Below are 23,964 nucleotides of genomic sequence, written 5' to 3'. Positions count from 1 at the left end.
ATGGCCACGCCCGAGAAGGTGCTCGACGCGCTGCGCGCCTCCGTCAAGGAGGCCGAGCGGCTGCGGCGGCAGAACCGGCAGCTCGTCGAGGCCGCGACCGAGCCGATCGCCATCGTCGCGATGGCCTGCCGGTTCCCCGGCGGCGTGCGCTCGCCGGAGGGGCTGTGGGACCTGGTGGCCCGCGGCGGGGACGCCGTTTCGGCGTTCCCCGCCAACCGCGGCTGGGACACCGCGGTGCTGTTCGACGACTCCGGCCGTCCGGGCACGACGTACGCGCGGGAAGGCGCGTTCCTGCACGACGCGGACCTCTTCGACGCGGGGTTCTTCGGGATCTCCCCACGGGAGGCCCTGGCGATGGACCCGCAGCAACGGCTGCTGCTGGAGACGTCGTGGGAGGCCTTCGAGCGTGCGGGCATCGACCCGGCGTCGCTGCGGGGCAGCCGGACAGGCGTGTTCGTCGGCTCCAACGGCCAGGACTACCTCGCCCTGCTGCGCTCGTCGGCCGAGGACGTCGAGGGCTACCTCGGCACCGGCAACGCGGCGAGCGTCGTCTCCGGCCGGCTGGCGTACCTGTTCGGTTTCGAGGGCTCGGCGCTGACCGTCGACACGGCGTGCTCGTCGTCGCTGGTCGCCCTGCACCTCGCCGCGCAGGCGCTGCGGCAGGGCGAATGCGATCTGGCGCTGGCCGGCGGGGTCACCGTGATGGCCACGCCGGGGACGTTCGTCGAGTTCAGCCGCCAGCGCGGGCTCGCCCCGGACGGCCGGGTCAAGGCGTTCGCCGAGGCGGCCGACGGCACCGGCTGGGGCGAAGGCGCCGGGGTCCTGCTGGTCGAGCGGCTGTCCGACGCGCGGCGTCACGGGCACGAGGTCCTGGCGGTGGTGCGCGGCTCGGCGGTCAATCAGGACGGCGCGTCCAACGGCCTGACCGCGCCGAACGGCCCGGCCCAGCAGCGGGTGATCCGGGCGGCCCTCGACAATGCCCGGCTGTCCATTTCGGACGTCGATGCCGTCGAGGCGCACGGCACCGGAACGACCCTGGGCGATCCGATCGAGGCCCAGGCGCTGCTGGCCACCTACGGCCAGGACCGTTCGACCCCGCTGTGGCTGGGGTCGGTGAAGTCGAACATCGGGCACACCCAGGCGGCGGCCGGGGTGGCCGGGGTGATCAAGATGGTCATGGCGATGCGCCACGGTGTCCTTCCGAAGACCTTGCACGTCGACGCGCCGTCGTCGCATGTGGACTGGTCGGCGGGCGCGGTGGAGCTGCTGACCGAGTCGCGTGAGTGGACGGCCGATCGTCCGCTGCGGGCCGCGGTGTCGTCGTTCGGCGTCAGCGGTACCAATGCCCACACCATCCTGGAAGCCGTGCCGCCCGCCGAGCCGGTGCCCGCGGAGGCGCCGGTGGGCACGCTGACGCCGTGGGTGCTGTCGGCGAAGACACCGGAAGCGGTGCAGGCGCAGATTTCCCGGCTGGCCGAGGTGCCGGCCGACCCCGTGGACATCGCCCGGACCCTGCTCACCCGAGCCGCGCTCGACCACCGCGCGGTCGTTCTCGATGCGAAGGTGGTCACCGGGGAGGTCCGGGAGGACGGCCGGCTGGCGGTGCTGTTCACCGGGCAGGGCGCCCAGCGGATCGGGATGGGCCGGGAGCTGTACGAGCGGTTCCCGGTGTACGCGGAAGCTTTCGACGCGGTGTGCGCACACTTTGCGGTGCCGGTCCGCGACGCGGTGTTCGGCGAGGTGTCCGGATTGGACGATACCGGCTTCGCCCAGCCCGCGTTGTTCGCCGTCGAGGTGGCGTTGTTCCGGCTGGTGGCGTCGTGGGGCGTCCGGCCGGACTTCGTGGCCGGGCACTCCATCGGGGAGATCTCGGCCGCGCACGTCGCCGGGGTGCTGTCCCTGGAAGACGCCTGCCGGCTGGTGTCGGCGCGGGCGGCGTTGATGCAGGCGCTCCCGGCAGGCGGTGCGATGGTGTCGATCGCCGCGCCCGAGGAGAGCATCGAGCTGACCGAGGGCGTTTCGATCGCCGCGGTGAACGGGCCCGAGTCGGTGGTCATCTCCGGTGACGAGGCCGCGGTGCTGGAGATCGCGGCGAAGTTCCCGAAGACCAAGCGGTTGAAGGTCAGCCACGCGTTCCATTCGCCGTTGATGGACCCGATGCTCGAGGAGTTCCGGGCGGTCGCGGAAACCTTGACCTATTACCCGGCGGAGATTCCGGTGCTCTCGAATGTGAGCGGTGCTCTCGCCGAGCCGTTCACCGCGGACTACTGGGTGCGCCACGTCCGGGAAGCCGTCCGGTTCGCCGACGGGGTCGCCACTCTCGAAGCCGAAGGGGTCCGTACCTTTCTCGAACTCGGTCCCGACGGCGTTCTCAGCGCGATGGTCGGCGGCTCCGCCATCCCCGCCCTCCGGCGCGACCGGCCGGAGGAGCGGACGCTGCTGACCGCGCTCGCCGGGGTGTGGGTCCGCGGCGGCGCCGTCGACTGGACGGCGTACCTGCCCGCCGGACTGCGGATCGACCTGCCCACCTACCCGTTCCAGCGCGAACGGTTCTGGCCGACGCCGGCCGACGGCGTGCTCGACGTGGCCGCCCTCGCCGCCGAACTCGGCCTCCCCGAAGACACCCTGCGCCCCGCACTGACGGCCGCGCGGCAACGCCGTGCCGAGACCACCGGCCGGTACCGGGTCACCTGGACGCCCCTCGCGCCGGCCGGCACCCCGCAGCTCGCCGGTGACTGCCTCGTCCTCGACCCGTCTCCGCGGCTGGAGGCCGCACTGGCCGGGTGGGACGGCCGCGTCGTGCGGCTCGACGGCCCGGTCACCGCCGAGGACCTCCGCGGGATCGAGCCGGTCGTCGTGCTCAGCGGCGCCGGCCCGGAACGGACCGTCGAGCTCATCCGGGCGCTCGGCGAGGCCGGGATCGCAGCGCCGCTGTGGTGCGTCACCTCGGGCGCCGTCCGGGTCACCGAAGCGGACCCCGCCCCGGACCCGGACCAGGCCGCCGTCTGGGGACTCGGCCGCGCCGCCGCGCTCGAACTCCCGGATCGCTGGGGCGGCCTGATCGATCTTCCGTCCACTGTGGACCCGCAGGCGTTCCGGGCCCTGCTCGGTGCCGGGGAAGACCAGGTTGCCCTGCGCGCGGTCGGGGCGTTCGGCCGCCGGCTCGAGCACGCGCCCCCGGCCGGGCCGGCGTGGACCCCGCGCGGCACCGTGCTCGTCACCGGCGGCACCGGTGCGCTGGGCGCGCACGTCGCCCGCCGCCTCGCCCGCGAAGGCGCCGACCACCTGGTGCTCGTCTCGCGCCGGGGTGCCGGCGCGCCCGGCGCCACCGAGCTGGGCGCGGACCTCGCCGAACTGGGCGCCCGGGTGACGTTCGCCGCCGGCGACGTCGCGGACCGGGACTTCGTGGCGGACCTCCTGGACCGGATCAGCGCCGGGCTCACCGCCGTCGTGCACACGGCAGGCGTCGTGCGGTCCGCGCCGCTGTCCGAAGTGGACGAGTTCGCCGGGCAGTGGGCGGCCAAGGCGACCGGTGCCCGGCACCTCGACGAACTCCTCGCCGACACAGACCTCGACGCGTTCGTCCTCTTCTCCTCGATCGCGGGGGTCTGGGGCAGCGGGCAGCAGGCGGTTTACGGCGCCGCCAACGCCTACCTCGACGCGCTCGCCGAAGCCCGCCGCGCCCGCGGGCTGGCCGCCACCGCGGTGGCCTGGGGCCCGTGGGCGGACGGCGGGATGGCCGCCGACCACGACGCCGAGGACTACCTGCTGCGCCGCGGCCTCCGTGCGCTGCCGCCGGACGCGGCCGTCTCGGCCCTGCTGCGGGCCGCGGGCGGCGACACGAACGTGGCTGTCGCCGACGTCGACTGGCCCCGGTTCACCGCCGCCTTCACCTCCCGGCGGCCGAGCCCGCTGCTGACCACGCTCCCCGAAGCCGTCCTCGACGAGCCGGCGGCCGAACCCGGTGGGCTCGTCACCCGGCTGCGCGGGCTGTCCCCGGCCGTCGCCGACGAGGTGCTGCTGCAGCTGGTCCGCGACCAGGCCGCGGCGGTGCTCGGCCATCCGAGCGCCGCCGCCGTCGCCCCGGACCGCGCGTTCCAGGAACTCGGCTTCGACTCGCTGACCGCGATCGAGCTGCGGGACGCCCTGCGCGCGGAAACCGGCCTCGCCCTGCCCGCGACGCTCGTCTACGACTGGCCGACGCCGGGCAAGCTCGCCGGGCACCTGCGGGCCGGGGTCCTCGGTGCCGCCGCCGCCGAAGCCACCACAACGGTGGCCGCGGCCGCCGACGAGCCGATCGCCATCGTCGCGATGAGCTGCCGGTACGCGGGCGGGGTCGGCTCGCCGGAAGACCTGTGGCGCCTGGTGGCCGAAGGCGCGGACGCGGTGTCGGGCTTCCCGGCCGACCGCGGCTGGGACCTGGAAAACCTCTACGACGCCGACCCCGCGCGGCTCGGCTCGGTGACGGTGACCGAGGGCGCGTTCCTCGATGCGGCGGGCGGGTTCGACGCCGGGTTCTTCGGCATCTCGCCGCGCGAAGCCCTCGCGATGGACCCGCAGCAGCGGCTCTTGCTGGAGCTCGCGTGGGAGGCGTTCGAGCGCGCGGGCCTCGACCCGGCGACCGTGCGGGGCAGCCGGACCGGTGTGTTCGCCGGCACCAACAGCCACGACTACACGACCCTGCTCCTCGGTTCGGCCGACGTCCTCGAGGGCCACCTGGCCACGGGCAACGCGGCGAGCGTCGCCTCGGGCCGGCTGGCCTACACCTTCGGGCTGGAGGGCCCGGCCGTCTCCGTCGACACGGCGTGCTCGTCTTCGCTGGTCGCCCTGCACCTGGCGGTCCGGTCACTGCGGCTCGGCGAGTGCACGATGGCCCTGGCGGGCGGGGTCACGGTGATGGCCACGCCGGGCACGTTCGTCGAGTTCAGCCGCCAGCGCGGCCTCGCCGCCGACGGCCGCTGCAAGGCCTTCGCCGAGGCGGCGGACGGCACGGCCTGGGGCGAAGGCGCCGGTTTGCTGCTGCTGGAGCGGCTGTCGGACGCGCAGCGCCACGGCCACCGGGTGCTGGCGGTGGTCCGGGGCTCGGCGGTCAACTCCGACGGCGCGTCCAACGGCCTGACCGCACCCAACGGCCCGGCCCAGCAACGGGTCATCCGCGCGGCACTGGCCGATGCCGGTCTGTCCACTTCGGACGTGGACGTCGTCGAGGCACACGGCACCGGAACGACCCTCGGCGACCCGATCGAGGCCCAGGCCCTCTTGGCGACCTACGGCCAGGACCGCCCGACGCCGCTGTACCTGGGTTCGGTGAAGTCCAACATCGGCCACACCCAGGCGGCGGCGGGCGTCGCCGGCGTGATCAAGATGGTGATGGCGATGCGGCACGGTGTGCTGCCGCGGACGCTGCACGTCGACGCGCCATCGTCCCATGTGGACTGGTCGGCGGGTGCGGTGGAGCTGCTGACCGAGTCGCGCGAGTGGACGGCCGGCCGCCCGCTGCGGGCCGCGGTGTCGTCGTTCGGCATGAGCGGCACCAACGCACACACCGTTCTGGAGGGCCCCGAGCGCCCCAATGTGGCCTTCGGTGCGTCAGACGCAACCAAGGCGGCCTTCGGTGCGTCAGACGCAACCAAGGCCGCCTTGGGGCGCTTGGGGGCCGCCGTGCCGTGGGTGCTGTCGGCCCGGTCGGCCGATGCGCTGCGTGGGCAAGCGCAGGCGCTGCTCGGGCGCGTGGACGAGTCGCCCGCGGACATCGGCTTCTCGTTGGTGACCACGCGCAGCTCGTTCCCGCATCGCGCGGTCGTGGTCGGCGACCTCCCGGCCGGCCTGACCGCGCTGGCCGAGGGCGCCCCGGCGGCGAACGTCGTCACCGGCGTGGCCGGCGATCCCGGCAAGGTGGCGCTGGTGTTCCCGGGGCAGGGTGCGCAGTGGGCCGGGATGGCGCTCGAACTCGCTGAGTCGTCGCCGGTGTTCGCGTCCCGCCTCGACGAGTGCGCGGTTGCCCTCGACTCCTTTGTGGACTGGTCGCTGCGCGAGGTACTGGCCGACGCGGAGGCGTTGACGAGAGTCGACGTGGTCCAGCCCGCGTTGTTCGCGGTGATGGTGTCGCTGGCCGAGTTGTGGCGCTCGTTCGGCGTGATCCCGGACGCGGTCGTCGGGCACTCGCAGGGTGAGATCGCCGCCGCGGTGGTCTCGGGCGCGCTGTCCCTCGAGGACGGCGCGCGAGTGGTGGCCCTGCGCAGCAAGGCGATCATCGCCCTCGCCGGACGCGGCGGAATGGTCTCGGTGGCAGCGCCGCTCGCCGCGGTCGTAGCGCGGCTCACCGAGGGATTGTCGATCGCGGCGGTGAACGGCCCCGCCGCGGTGGTCGTCTCCGGCGCGCCGCAGGCCCTCGACGCCCTGATCGTGTCCTGCGAAGCCGACGGAATCCGCGCCAAGCGGGTGCCGGTGGACTACGCCTCCCACTCGGCGCAGGTCGAGCAACTCCGCGACGAACTCCTGGACGTGCTGGCCCCGATCACGCCCCGGCAAGGCGAGACCGCCTTCATCTCGACGGTGACGGGGGAGTGGCACGAAGGGGTGGATGCCGAGTACTGGTACACCAACCTGCGCAGCACGGTCCGGCTCGACATCGCTGTAGAGCGGCTGAAGAGTGAAGGTTTCGGCACGTTCATCGAGGTGTCGCCGCATCCGGTGCTGACCATGGCGCTCGGCGAGGACGTCGTCGCGCTGGGTTCTCTCCGCAAGAACGACGGTGGCCTGACCCGGTTCCACACCGCGCTCGCCGAAGCGCACGTCAACGGCGTCCGAGTCGACTGGACCCCGGCCTTCCCGGACGCCCACGTCGTCGACCTCCCCACCTACGCCTTCCAGCGCAAGCTGTACTGGCCCCGCCCGGCCGTCCGCACCGGCGACGCCGCCGGGCTCGGCCTCGGCGCCGTCGACCACCCGCTGCTCGGCGCCGCCGTCACCCTCGCCGGGGACGACCGGCTCGTCCTCACCGGACGGCTGTCCCGCCGGACCCACCCCTGGCTCGCCGACCACGAGATCCTCGGCACCACTCTGCTGCCCGGCACGGCGTTCGCCGAACTCGCGATCCACGCGGGCGACCACACCGGGTGCGGCACCGTCGAAGAGCTCACCCTCGGCGCGCCCCTGCCCGTGCCTGCCACCGGCGGCGTCCAGCTCCAGGTCGTCGTCGACGCGCCGGGCGAAGACGGCCGCCGCGGCCTGACCGTCAGCGCCCGCCCCGACCAGCCCGGTGCGCGCTGGACCCGGCACGCCCAGGGCGTCCTGGCACCCGGCACCCCCGGCCCCGCCGGGATCCCGCCCGAGTGGCCGCCCGCCGGCGCCGAAGCCCTCGACGTCGACGGCCACTACGCCGCGCTTGCCGAGGCCGGCTACCACTACGGGCCCGCCTTCCGCGGCCTGCGCGCGGCCTGGCGGCACGACGACCAGGTGTTCGCCGAGGTCGAGCTGCCCGGCACCGACGCGTTCGCCGTGCACCCCGCCCTGCTCGACGCCGCCCTGCACGCGCTGGGCCTCGGCGGGTTCTTCCCCGACGACGGCCGCGCGCGGCTCCCGTTCGCCTTCACCGACGTCGCACTGTTCGCCACCGGGGCCACCGCCCTGCGCGTGCGCCTGGCCGCGGCCGGGCCGAACGCGGTCTCGGTCGTGGCCACCGACCCGGCCGGAAGCCCGGTCGCGAACATCGGTTCCCTCGCGTTCCAGGTCACCTCGTCCACAGTGGACGAGACGCCGGATGCGCTGTTCCGCACGGAATGGATCCCGCTCACGGCCGCCGGGGACGTCCCGGAGTTCGTCTGGCTCTCCGGACCACTGGCCGGCCTCGACGTCGTGCCGGACGCCGTCGTCCTGCCGGTGACCGGCATCGAGCAGGTCCTCGCGGCCGCGCAGGAGTGGCTGGCCGACGCGCGGTTCGCCGGTGCCCGGCTCGTCGTGCTCACCACCGGCGCGCTCGCCGCGCTGCCCGGCGACCCGGTGCCGGCGCTGGATCAGGCCCCCGCCTGGGGCCTGATCCGCGCGGCCCAGTCCGAACACCCGGGCCGGTTCGTGCTTGTGGACGTCGACGACCGGGCCGACGCGAACGCCGCCGTCGGAACCGCGCTCGCCGCGGGCGAACCACAGGTGGCCGCCCGTGCCGGGACGCTGCTCGTCCCGCGCCTCGCCCGCCCGGCCACCGAGCTGACCCTGCCCGCGGACACCGCCTGGCGCGTCGGCACCACCGGCACCGGCACCCTCGACGGACTGGCGACGTTCCCGGTCCCGGAGCCGGCCCTCGGGCCCGACGACATCCGCGTCGAGGTCCGCGCGGCCGGGCTGAACTTCCGCGACGTCCTCATCACGCTCGGGATGTACCCGGGTCAGGCGCTGCTGGGTGGCGAGGCCGCCGGTGTGGTGCTGGAAACCGGGGAACGGGTGCGCGGGCTGGCCGTCGGCGACCGCGTCACCGGGCTGTTCACCGGCGCGCTCGGCCCGGTCGCGGTCACCGACCACCGTCTGGTGACGCCGATGCCGGCGGGCTGGAGCTTCGCCGACGCCGCGTCGGTGCCCGTCGCCTTCGCCACCGCCTACTACGGCCTGTTCGACCTCGGCGGCCTCGAAGCGGGCCAGTCCGTGCTCGTGCACGCGGCCGCGGGCGGCGTCGGCATGGCCGCCGTCCAGCTCGCCCGCTGGAAGAACGCGGACGTGTTCGCCACTGCGAGCACCGGCAAGCACGACGTGCTCCGGGAACTCGGCCTCGACACCGTCCACATCGGAGACTCCAGGGCCCTGTCCTTCGAGGACCATTTCCGCGCGGCCACCGGCGGCCGCGGGGTCGACGTCGTGCTCGATGCCCTAGCCGGCGAGTTCGTCGACGCGTCCCTGCGGCTGCTGCCACGCGGCGGCCGGTTCGTCGAGATGGGCAAGGCCGACGTCCGGGACGCCGGCGAAGTCGCCCGTGCCCACGAAGGCGTCCGGTACCGCGCCTTCGACCTCATCGAGGCGGGCCCCGAGCGCCTGCAGGAGATCCTGCGCGAACTCGCCGGGCTCTTCGCGGCCGGCGTGCTCACCCCGCTGCCGCGGCGAACCTGGGACGTCCGGCAGGTGCCCGAGGCGTTCCGGTTCATCAGCCAGGCGCGGCACGTCGGCAAGAACGTCGTGACCCTGCCGCGGAAGCCCGACCCGGACGGCACCGTGCTCGTCACCGGCGGCACCGGCACGCTCGGCGCCCGGATCGCGCGGCACCTGGTGACCGCGCACGGCGTCCGGCGGCTGCTCCTGCTCAGCCGGCGCGGCCCGGACGCGCCCGGCGCCGCGGACCTGGCCGGCGAGCTGACCGCCCTGGGCGCCGACGTCACCATCGTCGCGTGCGACGCGGCCGATCGCGCCGCGCTCGCCGGAGTGCTGGCCGGCCGGCGGCTGACCGGGGTCGTGCACACCGCGGGTGTCCTCGACGACGGCCTGCTGACCGGCCTCGACCCGGACCGGCTCACGGCCGTGCTGCGGCCGAAGATCGACGCCGCCGTCAACCTGCACGAGCTGACCCGCGACACGGACCTGGCCTGGTTCGTGCTGTTCTCGGCCGCCGCGGGCGTGTTCGGGACGGCCGGGCAGAGCAGCTACGCGGCCGCGAACACCGCCCTCGACGCCCTGGCCGCGCACCGCCGCGCGCTCGGCCTGCCGGGCGTGTCCCTGGCCTGGGGCCTGTGGGCGGAGGCCAGCGGCATGACCGGCCACCTCGGCGCCGCCGACCTGGCCCGGATGTCCCGGGGTGGCATGACCGGGCTCTCCGACGCCGAAGGCCTGGCCCTGTTCGACGCGGCCATCGCCCGCGGCGAGACACTGGCGATCCCGGCCCGGCTCGACCTTTCCGCGCCGACCGGCCCGGTGCCGCCGCTGCTGCGCGGGCTTGTCCGCGGTACTCGCCGAGCGGCCACCACGGTGCCGGCGGGGGACGACCTGGCCGCCCGGCTGCGGACGCTGCCGGCCGCCGAGCGCGACCGGCGGCTGCTGGAACTGGTCCGCGACCACGTGGCCGCGGTGCTCGGGCACGACACGGCCGGCGAGATCGAGCCGGGCCGCTCGTTCGCCGAACTCGGCTTCGACTCCCTCACCGCCGTCGAGCTGCGCAACCGGCTCGGCGCCGCGACCGGCCTGCGGCTGCCCGCGACGCTCGTCTTCGACCACCCGGCACCGGCGGCGCTGGTGGCCTTCCTGCGGACCGGGCTGTTCGGCGGCGCCCCTTCGCCGGTCCTCCCGGCGGCCGCGACCAGTGACGACGACCCGGTCGTCATCGTCGCGATGAGCTGCCGCTACCCCGGCGCGGTCGCCTCGCCGGAGGACCTGTGGTCCCTGGTCGCGGGCGGCGTCGACGCGATCGCGCCGTTCCCCGACGACCGCGGCTGGGACCTCGACGGCCTGTACGCGCCCGAACCCGGGACGCCGGGGCGCATCTCCACCCGCCGCGGCGGGTTCGTGACCGACGCCGGCCGGTTCGACCCGGAACTGTTCGACATCTCGCCGCGCGAGGCGCTGACCATGGACCCGCAGCAGCGGCTCCTGCTGGAAACGACGTGGGAGGCCTTCGAGCGCGCCGGCATCGACCCGCTCTCGGTCCGGGGCAGCCGGACCGGCGTGTTCGTCGGCGCGGCCACCTCCGGCTACGGCACCGGCGCGGCCACCGACGGCCTCGAAGGCCACCTGATGACCGGTGGCACGTCGTCGGTGGCGTCGGGCCGGCTGTCGTACGTGTTCGGCCTGGAAGGCCCGTCGCTGACGGTGGACACGGCGTGTTCGTCGTCGCTGGTGGCGTTGCACCTGGCGGTGCAGGCGCTGCGGCGCGGTGAATGCGACCTGGCGCTCGCGGGCGGGGTGACGGTCATGCCGACGCCGGGTGTCCTGCTCGCCTTCAGCCAGCAACGCGGCCTGGCCGCGGACGGCCGGTGCAAGGCGTTCGCCGAGGGCGCCGACGGCACCGGCATGGCCGAGGGCGTCGGCCTGCTGCTGGTGGAACGGCTGTCGGACGCGCGCCGGCACGGGCACGAGGTACTGGCCGTGGTGCGCGGGTCGGCGGTGAACTCCGATGGCGCGTCGAACGGCCTGACCGCCCCGAACGGGCCCTCCCAGCAGCGGGTGATCCGCGCGGCACTGGCCGACGCGGGGCTGGCTCCGTCCGAAGTGGACGCCGTGGAGGCGCACGGCACCGGGACGAAGCTGGGTGACCCGATCGAAGCCCAGGCGCTGCTGGCGACCTACGGGCAGGACCGGGTCACCCCGCTCCGGCTCGGCTCGGTGAAGTCGAACCTGGGCCACACCCAGGCCGCGGCCGGCGTCGCGGGCGTGATCAAGATGGTCATGGCGATGCGGCACGGCGTCCTGCCGCGGACGCTGCACGTCGACGCACCGACGTCCCGGGTGGACTGGACGTCGGGCGCGGTCGAGCTGCTGACGGAGTCCCACGAGTGGACTTCCGGCGGGCCGCGCCGCGCGGGAATTTCCTCCTTCGGGATCTCCGGCACCAACGCCCACCTCATCTTGGAGGAACCCGAGCGCCCCAATGTGGCCTTGGTTGCGTCTGACGCACCCAAGGCGGCCTTCGGTGCGTCTGACGCACCGAAGGCCGCCTTGGGGCGCTCGGGGCCCGTGCCGTGGGTGCTGACGGGGAAGGGGCCGGCGGCGCTGCGCGCTCAGGCCGGCCGGTTGCACGAGTTCCTCAGCGACCGCGCGGTGGCTCCCGCGGACGTCGCGCTGAGCCTGGCCACCACCCGGGCCGACCTCGGCCACCGGGCCGCCGTCGTCGGCGAGACCGGCCCCGAGCTGCTGGCCGGGCTGGCCGCGATCGCCGCCGGCGACCTCGGCGCGCTGACCGGCAGCGGGACGCCCGGACGCCTGGCCGTGCTCTTCACCGGACAGGGTGCGCAGCGGCCCGGGATGGGCCGGGCGCTGGCCGCGCGGTTCCCGGTGTTCGCCAGGGCCTTCGACGAGGTCCGGGCCCTGCTCGGGGACACCGAGCTGGAGCGGCTCGAGCAGACCGGGCACGCGCAGCCCGCGATCTTCGCCCTCGAAGTCGCGCTGTTTCGGCTCGTCGAATCCTGGGGCGTCCGGCCGGACTTCGTGGCCGGGCACTCGATCGGCGAGCTCGCGGCCGCGCACGTCGCCGGCGTGCTGTCGCTGCCCGACGCGTGTGCATTGGTCGCCGCGCGGGCAAGCCTGATGCAGGCGCTGCCCGAGGGCGGCGCGATGGTCGCCGTCGGCGCGCCCGAAGCGGACGTCCGGGCCGCGTTGACCGACGGCGTCGGCATCGCGGCGGTCAACGGGCCCACGAGCACGGTGATCTCCGGCGACGAAACCGCCGTGCTGGCCCTTGCCGGAGAGTTCGCGGCCCGCGGCGTCAAGACCAAGAGACTGCGCGTAAGCCACGCCTTCCACTCGCCGCTGATGGACCCGATGCTGGCCGGATTCGGGGCGGTGGCGGCGAAAGTGACCTACCGCGAGCCGGAGATCCCGGTCGTGTCGACCCTGACCGGCGTGCTCGCCGAGCCGTTCACGCCGGACTACTGGGTGCGGCACGTGCGGGAGACCGTCCGGTTCGCCGACGCGGTGCGCACCCTCGCCGACCGCGGCGCGGGCACGTTCCTGGAACTCGGCCCCGACGGCGTGCTGTCGGCGATGGCGGCCGACAGCACCGACGTCCCGGCGATCCCGGCGCTGCGGGCCGGCGAGGACGAGCCGCGATCCGTGGTCACGGCGTTCGCGCGCCTGCGGACCGCCGGATTCCCGCTCGACGCCTCGGCCCTGCTCGCCGGCGCCCGGCGGACCGAGCTGCCGACCTACGCCTTCCAGCGGTCGCGGTTCTGGCTCGAACCCGCGCCCCCGGCCGTCGACGGCGATTTCTGGGCCGCGGTCGACGCGGGCGACGTCGGACTGGACGCCCACGCGCTGGCCGCGCTGGACCGCTGGCGCTCGACGTCCACTGTGGACAACTGGCGGTACCGGGTCACCTGGCGGCCCGTGGCCGGGTCCGCGGGCCGGCTGACCGGCCGCTGGCTGGTCCTGGCCGCGGACGGGCGGGGCGAAGAGGTGGCGCAGGCGCTGGCCGCCCACGGCGCCGAGCCGGTGGTCGAATCCGGTCTCCGGGACCGTGCCGAGCTGACCGCCCTGCTGCGCGACCACGCCGACGTCGCAGGAGTCGTGTCCCTGCTGGCCTTGGACCGTGACGCCGAAGCCGGGCTCGTCGCCAACCTCACGCTCACGCAGGCGCTCGCCGACTCCGGCGTCCCGGCCCGGCTGTGGTGCCTCACCCAGGGCGCGGCGCGCGACGTCACCCGCCCCGGCCAGGCGACCACCTGGGGCTTCGGCCGGATCGCGGCCCTGGAGCTGCCGTCCGCCTGGGGCGGCCTCGCCGACCTGCCGGACACCCTCGACGCGGCGGCCGGGGCCCGGCTCGCCGCGGTCCTCGCCGACGGCACCGAGGACGAGGTCGCCATCCGGCCGGACGGCGTCTTCGCCCGCCGGCTCGCCCCCGCCCCGGCCGGGGAAACCCGGGACTGGCGGCCCCGCGGCACCGTGCTGATCACCGGCGGCACCGGCGCGCTCGGCGCCGCCGTCGCGCGGGAACTCGCCAGGACGGGCGCCGAACACCTCGTCCTCACCGGCCGGCGCGGCGACCGGGCACCCGGCGCGTCCGAGCTGGCTTCGGAGCTGTCCGCGCTGGGCGTCCGCGTCACCCTCGCCGCCTGCGACGCGGCGGACCGGGACGCACTCGCGGGGGTCCTCGCGGGCATCCCGGCGGAGCTGCCGCTGACCGCGGTGGTGCACGCCGCCGGCACGGGCCAGCACGGCCCGCTCACCGCGATCACGCGGGAGGAGGTGTCCGCGGTCCTGGCCGGGAAGGTGGCCGGCGCGCGGCACCTCGACGAGCTGACCCGCGAGCACGACCTCGACGCGTTCGTGCTGTTCTCCTCCATTTCCGGGGTGTGGGGCAGCGGCGAACAGGCGGTGTACGGCGCGGCCAACGCCTTCCTCGACGCGCTGGCCGAGGAACGCCGCGGCCGCGGGCGGGCCGCGACCGCGATCGCCTGGGGCCCGTGGGCCGGGTCGGGGATGGCGGCCGACGCCGAGGCCGTCCGGATGCTGCGCGGGCGCGGCCTGCCGCCGATCGACCCGGCCCACGGCGTCGCGGCCTTCCGGCGAGCGCTGGCCGCCGGGGACACGACCGTCGTCGTCGCGGACGTCGACTGGGCCCGGTTCGCGCCGGTCTTCACCGCGGCCCGGCCGCGTCCGCTGCTGGCCGGCCTCCCGGCGGTGCGGGCCGCACTGGCCGAACCGGAGCCGACGTCGACGGGGTTCGCCTCGCTGCCTGCGGCGGAGCGGCCGAAGGCGCTGCTCACCCTGGTGCTCGACCAGGTCGCGGGCGTGCTCGGGCACAGTTCGGCCGCGGCGATCGGCCCTGAGCGCGCCTTCAAGGAGCTCGGCTTCGACTCCCTGATGGCCGTCGAGCTGCGCAACCGGCTCGGCGCCGGGACCGGGCTGAGCCTGCCCGCGTCGCTCGCCTTCGACCACCCGACCGCCGCCGACCTGGCCGAAGAACTCGAGCGCCGGTTCGGCGGCTCGCCGGCCGAGGTCCGTCTCCTCGATGAGCTCGACCGGCTGGAGGCCGCGTTCGAAACCGTCACCGAGGCGGACCTGGCCCGTGTCCCGGCGAGCGACGGGATCACCGCGCGCCTGAGGGGCTTCCTCACGCGGTGGACCGAGTTGTCCGGCGGCACCGACCTCGGCAGCGCCAATGACGACGAGCTCTTCGAATTCATCGACAACACCTTCCGGACTTCGTGACAGACAGTGGGGCTTCCATGGCCAACGAGCAGAAACTCCGTGACTACCTCAAGTTCGTCACGGCCGATCTGAAGGACACCCGCGACCGGCTCGCCGACGTCGAGGCCCGGGACCGGGAGCCCGTCGCGATCGTGGCCATGAGCTGCCGCTACCCGGGCGGCGTCGGCTCGCCGGAAGACCTGTGGCGGCTGGTCGAGAGCGGCACGGACGCGATCGGCGGCTTCCCCGGCGACCGCGGCTGGCCGATGGGGTCGTTCCAAGGCGGCTTCCTCCACGACGCGGCCGAGTTCGACGCGGACTTCTTCGGCATCTCGCCCCGCGAGGCCCTTGCCATGGACCCGCAACAGCGGCTGCTGCTGGAGACGTCGTGGGAGCTTCTGGAGCGCGCCCGGATCGCGCCGAAGTCGTTGCGGCGCAGCAGCACGGGCGTCTTCGTCGGCGGGGCCGCGTCCGGGTACGGCACCGGCGACGCGGGTGACGTGGGCAACGAGGTCGCCGGCTACCTGCTCACCGGAACGGCGGGCAGCGTGCTGTCCGGGCGGCTGTCCTACCACCTCGGCCTGGAGGGCCCGTCGGTCACGATCGACTCGGCGTGTTCGTCGTCGCTGGTCGCGCTGCACCTCGCCGCCCAGGCCCTGCGGCGCGGCGAGTGCACCCTGGCGATCGCCGGCGGGGTCACGATCATGGCCACCCCGGGGACCTTCGCCGAGTTCGACCGGCAGGGCGGCCTGGCGGCGGACGGCCGCTGCAAGGCGTTCGCGGACGCGGCCGACGGCACGGGCTGGGCCGAAGGCGCCGGCCTGCTGCTGGTCGAGCGCCTGTCGGACGCGCGCCGGCTCGGGCACCCGGTCCTGGCGGTCCTCCGCGGTTCGGCGGTGAACTCCGACGGCGCGTCGAACGGCCTCACCGCGCCCAACGGCCCGTCCCAGCGCCGGGTGATCACGGCGGCCCTCGCCGCGGCCCGGCTGTCCCCTTCGGACGTCGACGTCGTGGAGGCGCACGGCACGGGCACGGCGCTGGGCGACCCGATCGAGGCGCAGGCGCTGCTGGAGACGTACGGCCAGGACCGTTCGGTGCCGCTGTGGCTGGGTTCGGTGAAGTCGAACATCGGCCACACGCAGTCGGCGTCCGGCGTGGCGGGCGTGATCAAGATGGTGCTCGCGATGCGGCACGGCGTCCTCCCGCGGACGCTGCACGTGGCCGAGCCATCGTCCCGAGTGGACTGGTCGGCGGGTGCGGTGCGGCTGCTGACCTCGGCGCGTGCGTGGCCCGCCGACCGGCCGCGGCGGGCGGGTGTGTCGTCGTTCGGGATCTCGGGGACGAACGCGCACGTGATCCTGGAAGAGGCGGAACCGGCGTCGGCGCCGCCGGTGGCGGATGTCGCGGGACCGGTTCCCTGGCTGGTGTCGGCGCGGGGCGCGGAGGCGCTGTGCGCCCAGGCTTCGGCTCTCGTGCCGCTGGCCGACGGGCCTCTCCCGGAGGTCGGCGCGGCATTGCTTTCCGGCCGGGCGGCGTTCGAGGACCGGGCGGTGGTGTTCGGGGCATCGGCTTCCGAGTTCCGGAACGGGCTTTCGGCCCTGGCGGCCGGCGGCGACGCGCCCAACCTGGTGCGCGGCCGGGTCGCGCCGGGCGGGCTGGCGGTGTTGTTCACCGGTCAGGGCGCGCAGCGGGCCGGGATGGGCCGTTCGCTGTACGAGCGCTTCCCGGTTTACGCGGCCGCGTTCGACGCCGTTTGTGCGCGGTTCGACGTTCCGGTGCGGGACGCGGTGTTCGGCGAAGTGTCCGGTTTGGACGACACCGGCTTGGCGCAACCCGCGCTGTTCGCGGTCGAGGTGGCGCTGTTCCGGCTCCTTTCGTCGTGGGGCGTACGCCCGGACTTCGTGGCCGGGCATTCGATCGGCGAGATCTCGGCGGCGCACGTGGCCGGGGTGCTGTCCCTCGAGGACGCGTGCCGGCTGGTGGCGGCGCGGGCGTCGCTGATGCAGGCGTTGCCCGCCGGCGGCGCGATGGTGGCGATCGCCGCGCCCGAGTCTTCGCTGGTCCTGAACGACCGGGTTTCCCTCGCGGCGGTGAACGGCCCGGAGTCGGTGGTGCTCTCCGGCGACGAGGCCGCGGTTCTCGAGATCGCGGCCCGATTCCCGAAGACGAAGCGGCTGCCGGTGAGTCACGCGTTCCACTCGCCGTTGATGGACCCGATGCTTTCGGAGTTCCGCGCGGTGGCCGAGTCCCTGACCTACCACCCGGCGGAAATACCGGTGATCTCGAATGTGAGCGGTGCTCTCGCTTCGCCGTTCACGGCGGACTACTGGGTCCGGCACGTGCGGGAGACGGTCCGGTTCGCCGACGGCGTGTCCACTTTGGAAGCCGCCGGGGCCGGGGTGTTCCTGGAGCTGGGGCCCGACGGCGTCCTCAGCTCGATGGTGCCCGGGGTGGCCGTCCCGGCGCTGCGCCGTGACCGGGACGACGAGCAGGCGCTGCTCACGGCGCTGGCGACGCTGCACGTCCACGGCGTGGCGGTCGACTGGATGCCGTTCCTGCCCGCCGAGACCCGGGTCGACCTGCCCACGTACCCGTTCCAGCGGCAGCACTACTGGCTCACGGGCACGGCCGAAGTGTCCACAGAGGATGATTCGTTCTGGTCGGCGGTCGAGAGCCCGGACCTCGCCGCGACGCTCGGTCTCGACGCCGAACTGGCGGAAGCCGTGCGGCCGGCGTTGTCGGCCTGGCGGCACCGGAGCCGCCGGGACAGCGTGGTGTCTTCGTGGCGATACCGCGCCGAGTGGAAACCCCTGCCCCCGGCCGCCGGCGCGGCGGGGGACTGGTTGCTGATCGCCCCCGAGGCCGACGAGACGGCGGCGGCGCTGGCGGCCCTGCTCACCGGCGTCGTGCCGGTGACGACGGCCGGAGAGTCCCGCCCCGAGCTGGCGGACCGCCTCCGTGAGCTGCCGGCCCGGAACTGGACGGGAATCCTCGCTCTCGGCGCCGACCTCCCTGGGCTGGCGACCCTGGTACAGGCCCTCGGCGACGCGGGCATGGGGGCACCGCTGTGGTGCCTGACCCGCGGCGCGGTCACGATCGGCCGATCCGACGAGCTGACCGCGCCGCAGCAGGCGGCCTTGTGGGGATTCGGCCGGACGGCGGCCCTCGAACACCCCGACCGCTGGGGCGGGCTGGTGGACCTCCCGCCGGCCCTGGACGACCGCGCGGCCGGCCGGTTGCTGGCGGTCCTGGGCGGCGGAGAGGACCAGGTGGCCATCCGGGCATCGGGGACGTTCGCCCGCCGCTTGGTCCCTGCCCCGGCCGAACGTCCCCGACCGGCCGCGGCGCAGCCCGTTTCACCCGGAAACCCCCGGGACTGGCGGCCCCGCGGCACGGTCCTGATCACCGGCGGCACCGGCGCGCTCGGCTCCCGCGTCGCCCGGTGGGCCGCCACCCTCGGCGCCGAGCGGCTCGTCCTCACCTCCCGCCGCGGTCCCGCTGCCCCCGGTGCCGCCGACCTGGCGGCTGAACTCACCGCCGCCGGCACCGAAACGGCCGTCGAAGCCTGCGACGTCACCGATCGCGCAGCGCTCGCCGCCCTCCTCGAGCGGATCGGCGACGACCTCCGCGTCGTCGTCCACGCGGCGGGCGTCCTCGACGACGGTGTCCTCGACACCCTCACCCCGGACCGCCTCGCCCAGGTCGAGGCGGCCAAGGTCACCGGCGCTGTCCACCTCGGTGAACTGACCCGCGACCTCGATGCATTCGTCCTCTTCTCCGGCTTGGCGGGCACCCTCGGCGCCGCCGGCCAGGCCGGCTACGCGGCGGCCAACGCCCGGCTCGACGCCCTCGCCGAAACCCGCCGAGCGGCGGGCCTCCCGGCGCTCGCCATCGCCTGGGGCCCGTGGGCCGGCGGCGGAATGGCCGGCGACGGGGTCACCGCGCGGCTCGCCGCCGCCGGGCTCCGGCCGCTCGACCCCGATCTCGCCCTCGCGGCGCTCGGAGGCGCCTTGGCCGCGGGCGACACCACGGTGGCGATCGCCGACGTCGATTGGGGTGTCTTCGGCCCGGCGTTCACCGCGGTCCGGCCGAGCCCGCTGCTCGCCGAACTGCCGGGAGCCGGTCGAAACGCCGGGGGTGCCGCACTTGCCGGTGCCGCCTGAAACCCCGTGGGCGCCGCGCTTGCCGGTGCCGGTCGCAACCCCGTGGGCGCCGCACTTGCCGGGGCCCGCCGAAGCCTCGGGGAACCCGCACTCGCCGCTGCCGGCCGTCACCCCGGTGGCCCCGCCGAGACCACCCCCACCTTCGACTTCACCGCAGTCGGCGTGCTCGACCTCGTCCGCGAACACGTCGCCGCGGTGCTCGGGCATGCCTCGGCCGCCGCCGTCGATCGGGGGCGGGCGTTCACTGATCTCGGGTTCACCTCGCTCTCGGCCGTCGAGCTGCGCAACCGCCTGCGCGTCGCCACCGGGCTCGACCTGCCCGCCACCCTGACCTACGACCACCCCGACCCCGCCGCCCTCGCGCGCCATTTGTGTGCGCTGCTCTCAGGCGAGAGCACTGCTCTAGAAATGGAGCACACTGCTGCCGCGGATGACGAGCCGATCGCGATCGTCGCGATGGCGTGCCGGTTCCCCGGCGACGTTCGCTCGCCGGAAGACCTGTGGGACCTCGTCGCCCGCGGGGCCGACGCGCTGTCCGGGCCGCCCGCCGACCGTGGCTGGCCGTCCGGACTCACCGCCGTCAAGCCGGGTGGGTTCCTCACCGGCGCCGCGGACTTCGACGCCGGGCTCTTCGGCATCTCGCCGCGCGAAGCCACGGCCATGGACCCCCAGCAGCGGATCCTCCTGGAGACGGCGTGGGAGCTGTTCGAACGCGCCGGTCTCGACCCGCGTTCGGTCCGCGGCGAACGCATCGGCGTCTTCGCCGGCACCAACGGCCAGGACTACCCCGCGTTGCTCACCGACGCGAGCGACGACGTCGCCGGCTACGTCGGCACGGGCAACGCCGCGGCCGTCGTCTCCGGCCGGATCGCCTACGCCTTCGGGCTGGAAGGCCCCGCGGTCACCGTGGACACCGCCTGCTCGTCGTCGCTGGTCGCGCTGCACTGGGCGCGCCAGGCGCTGCGGGCGGGCGAGTGCGACCTCGCCGTCGCCGGCGGTGTCACGGTGATGGCGACCCCGGGAGCCTTCGTCGAGTTCGACCGCCAGGGCGGCCTCGCCCCGGACGGCCGCTGCAAGGCGTTCGCCGAGAGCGCCGACGGCACCGGCTGGGGTGAGGGTGCCGGCCTGCTGCTGGTGGAGCGGCTGTCGGACGCGCGCCGCAACGGGCACGAGATCCTGGCCGTGGTCCGGGGATCGGCGGTCAACTCCGATGGCGCGTCGAACGGCCTGACCGCGCCGAACGGCCCGTCGCAGCAGCGCGTGATCCGGGCCGCCCTCGCCGATGCGGGGCTGCAACCGTCCGAAGTGGACGCTGTCGAGGCGCACGGCACCGGGACGAAGCTCGGCGACCCGATCGAAGCGCAGGCCTTGCTGGCCACCTACGGTCAAGGGCGCGAAGAGCCGCTGTGGCTCGGTTCGGTGAAGTCCAATGTGGGCCACACGCAGGCCGCGGCCGGGGTTGCCGGGATCATCAAGATGGTCATGGCGATGCGGAACGGCGTGCTGCCGCGGACACTGCACGTCGACGCGCCATCGTCGCATGTGGACTGGTCATCGGGCGCGGTGGAGGTGCTCACCGAGGCCCGGAAGTGGCCGTCCGACCGGCCGCGGCGTGCGGGCGTGTCCTCGTTCGGGATCTCCGGCACCAACGCCCACACCATCCTCGAGCAGGCGCCGGACGACGTCGTCGTGCACGACACCGCGCCGGCGGGCCTGCTCCCGGTGCCGGTCTCCGCGCAGACCGAGTCCGGATTGCGCGACCAGGCCCGCCGGCTGCTCGGGGCCGAGCGCGGGGCCCTGCCGGACATCGCTTTTTCGCTGGCGACCGGCCGCGCGGCCCTGGCGCGGCGCGCGGTGGTGCTCGCCGGGGATGACGGCGACCTCGTCCGCGGATTGACGGCGCTGGCGGAGGGGACGCCGGAGCCAAGCGTGATCCGCGGGGACGGCCAGCCGGGCTCGCTCGCGGTGCTCTTCACCGGGCAGGGCGCGCAGCGGGCCGGTATGGGCCGGGGGCTCTACGACCGGTTCCCGGTGTACGCCGAGGCGTTCGACGCGGTGTGTGCCGAGTTCGATCGGGTGCTGGAGCGTCCGCTGCACGAGATCGTCTTCGCCGGTGCCGATTTGGACGAAACCGGCTCGACGCAGCCTGCGTTGTTCGCCGTCGAAGTCGCGCTGTACCGGCTTTTCGCGTCGTGGGGTGTCCGTCCGGACTTCGTGGCCGGGCATTCGATCGGGGAGATCTCGGCGGCGCACGTGGCGGGGGTGCTGTCGCTCGAGGACGCGTGTCGGCTGGTGTCGGCGCGGGCGTCGTTGATGCAGGCTCTGCCGCCGGGTGGGGCGATGGTGTCGATCGCCGCGCCGGAGTCGGCGATCGTCTTGACCGAGGGTGTCTCGATCGCGGCGGTGAACGGGCCGGAGTCGGTGGTGATCTCCGGGGACGAGGCCGCGGTGCTGGCGATCGCTTCGAAGTTCCCGAAGGCCAAGCGCCTCGCTGTGAGTCACGCGTTCCATTCGCCGCTGATGGACCCGATGCTCGACGAGTTCCGTGCGGTGGCGGAGTCGTTGACGTATCACTCCGCCGAAATTCCGGTGCTCTCGAATGTGAGCGGTGCTCTCGCTTCGTCGTTCACGGCGGAGTATTGGGTGCGGCACGTGCGGGAGACGGTCCGGTTCGCCGACGGTGTGTCCACTTTGGACGCGGCCGGGGTTGGGGTGTTCCTGGAGCTGGGCCCGGACGGGGTGCTCAGCTCGATGGTCCCGGGCACGGCGATCCCGGCGATGCGGCGCGACCGTGACGAGGAGCGGACGTTTTTCACCGCGTTGGCCGGGTTGGCCACCGCCGGGGTGCCGGTGGACTGGACGGGGCTGCCCGGCCACCGCATTCCGTTGCCCACGCACGCCTTCCAGCGGGAGCGCTTCTGGCCGGTCCCGGCCCCGCGTCCGGTGGGCGGCGAGATCGACGCGCAGTTCTGGTCGGCCGTCGACCGCGCCGATGTCGGCGAGCTCTCGGCCGGGACGGGCGTGCCGACTGCGGACGTCGCCAAGGTGCTGCCCGCGCTGGCGTCCTGGCGGCGGGACCGGGCCGAAGCCGCGGAGACGGCGTCGTGGCGCTACCGGGTGACGTGGGTCCCGGTGCCCGAGCCGGTTCCGGTGACTCCGGCGGGCCGGTACGCGATCGTGGCGGCCCCGGGGGCGGCGCGCGACTGGGCGGATGCGCTGGAGCGGCCCGGAGTTCTCGTCGCCGGACCGGGAGAGCTGGCTGAGACGGGACCGTTCGACGGAGTGGTCCTGATTTCGGCCCCGGGTGATGACGCATTGGCCGACGCGGCGGCGCTGGCCAGGGCTGAGGTGACGGCGCCGCTGTGGTGCGTGACCTCGGGGGCGGTTGCCGTCCCCGGCGACGGGACGGCCGGGGATCCCGAATTGGCCGGGCTGTGGGGTTTCGGCCGGGCGCTGGCCCTGGAAACACCGGACCGCTGGGGCGGCTTGCTCGATGTCCCGGCAACCCCGGACGACCGCCTGGCCGCGCAGATCTGGGGAATCATCGCCGGTGCCGGGCAGCGCGAAGCCGCTCGCGCCGCCGGTACGGGGCACCACGAAGCTTCCCCGGTCCTCGGCGGCGCCGCCGAGGAAGATCAACTCGCCCTGCGGCCCTCCGGCGTGTACGCGCGGCGCCTCGTCCGCGCACCGCTTTCGCCCACCCCGCAATGGATCCCCGGCGGAACCCTCCTCATCACCGGCGGCACCGGCGCCCTCGGCGCCACCGTGGCCCGCTGGGCCGCCCACGCCGGCGCCGGCCACCTCGTCCTCCTCAGCCGCCGCGGTCCCGATGCCCCCGGCGCCGCCGAACTCGCCGAGGACCTCCGAACCGCCGGCGCGCAGGTGACCGTCCTCGCCTGCGACGTCGCCGACCGCGCCGACCTCGCCCGAGCCCTCGACCAGGTTCCCCCGGTCACCGCGGTCGTGCACGCCGCCGGGGCCGGTCAAGCCACCGCGTTCGCCGACCTCTCCGACCACGAGTTCCGCACTGTCCTCCGAGCCAAAGCCGCCGGTGCCGAACACCTCGACCAGCTCCTCGGCGACGACCTCGACGCCTTCGTCCTCTTCTCCTCCATCTCCGGCATCTGGGGTGCGGGCGGCCAGACCGCCTACGCCGCGGCCAACGCGCGGCTCGACGCCGTCGCTGCCCGTCGGCGTGCGGCCGGGCGGGCCGCGACGTCCATCGCCTGGGGCCCGTGGGCCGGCAGCGGGATGGCCGCCGGCGCGGCCGAGCAGGAGCACCTCCGGCGCCGTGGGCTGACGCCGCTGCCGCCCGGCGGGGCGCTCACCGCGCTGGCCACCGCCGTCGGGGCGGGGGAGACCGCCGTGGTCGTCGCCGATGTCGACTGGGCGCGGTTCGCTCCCGCCTTCACCGCCACCCGGCCGAGCCGGCTGCTCGGCGAACTGCCCGAGGCGCAACTGCCCGAGGAGGCGCCGTCCGAAGCGAAGGTGCCCGGGGCCACGCGGTTCGCCGGCCTGGCACCCGCCGACCTGCTCGCCGAACTCCGCACCCTGATCCGGACCGAAGCCGCGCAGGTGCTGGGGCACGCCACGACCGCCGCGGTCGAGGCGAACCGGGCCTTCACCGAACTCGGCTTCGACTCGCTCACCGCCGTCGAGCTGCGGACCCGGCTCGCCGCCGCGACCGGGCTCACCCTGCCTCCGACGCTCGTCTTCAACCACCCCAACGCCACCGCGCTCGCCGAGCACCTGCGGACGCAGCTGGGCGACGGCGCCCCGAGCGCACTGGCCGAGCTCGACCGGCTGGAAGCCGCACTGGCCGCGGGCGAACCCGACCGGCTGACACGGACCGAGCTCGCCGTGCGGCTGCAAACCCTGCTCGCCCGCTACACCGAGCCGGACAATGAAACCGGCGAGCTCGATTTCGCCGACGACGACGCACTTCTCGAATTCATCAACAATGATCTCGGTAAATTGTAGGCCG

Annotated in this window: 2 protein-coding genes and 1 pseudogene; all 3 read left to right on the top strand. The window is 74.8% G+C overall.

The window, feature by feature from the left end; genetic code table 11:
* Positions 1 to 14,838: a type I polyketide synthase gene (locus ACLJQF_RS25660; RefSeq protein WP_410612242.1), complete on the top strand. Its 14,838-nt coding sequence runs from the start codon at positions 1 to 3 to the stop codon at positions 14,836 to 14,838.
* Between the two features lie 17 nt (positions 14,839 to 14,855).
* On the top strand, positions 14,856 to 18,980 hold the full coding sequence (locus ACLJQF_RS25655; protein ID WP_410612241.1) for a type I polyketide synthase: 4,125 nt from the start codon (positions 14,856 to 14,858) through the stop codon (positions 18,978 to 18,980).
* A gap of 162 nt (positions 18,981 to 19,142) precedes the next feature.
* Positions 19,143 to 23,960, top strand: a pseudogene (locus tag ACLJQF_RS25650) (SDR family NAD(P)-dependent oxidoreductase); the annotation flags it as partial.
* Positions 23,961 to 23,964 lie beyond the last annotated feature (4 nt).

It is taken from the genome of Amycolatopsis sp. lyj-109 (genome assembly GCF_046548995.1).
Taxonomy (GTDB): Bacteria; Actinomycetota; Actinomycetes; order Mycobacteriales; family Pseudonocardiaceae; genus Amycolatopsis.
Note: the sequence above shows the minus strand (reverse complement) of the source record. Positions and strands in the feature narration are given on the sequence as shown.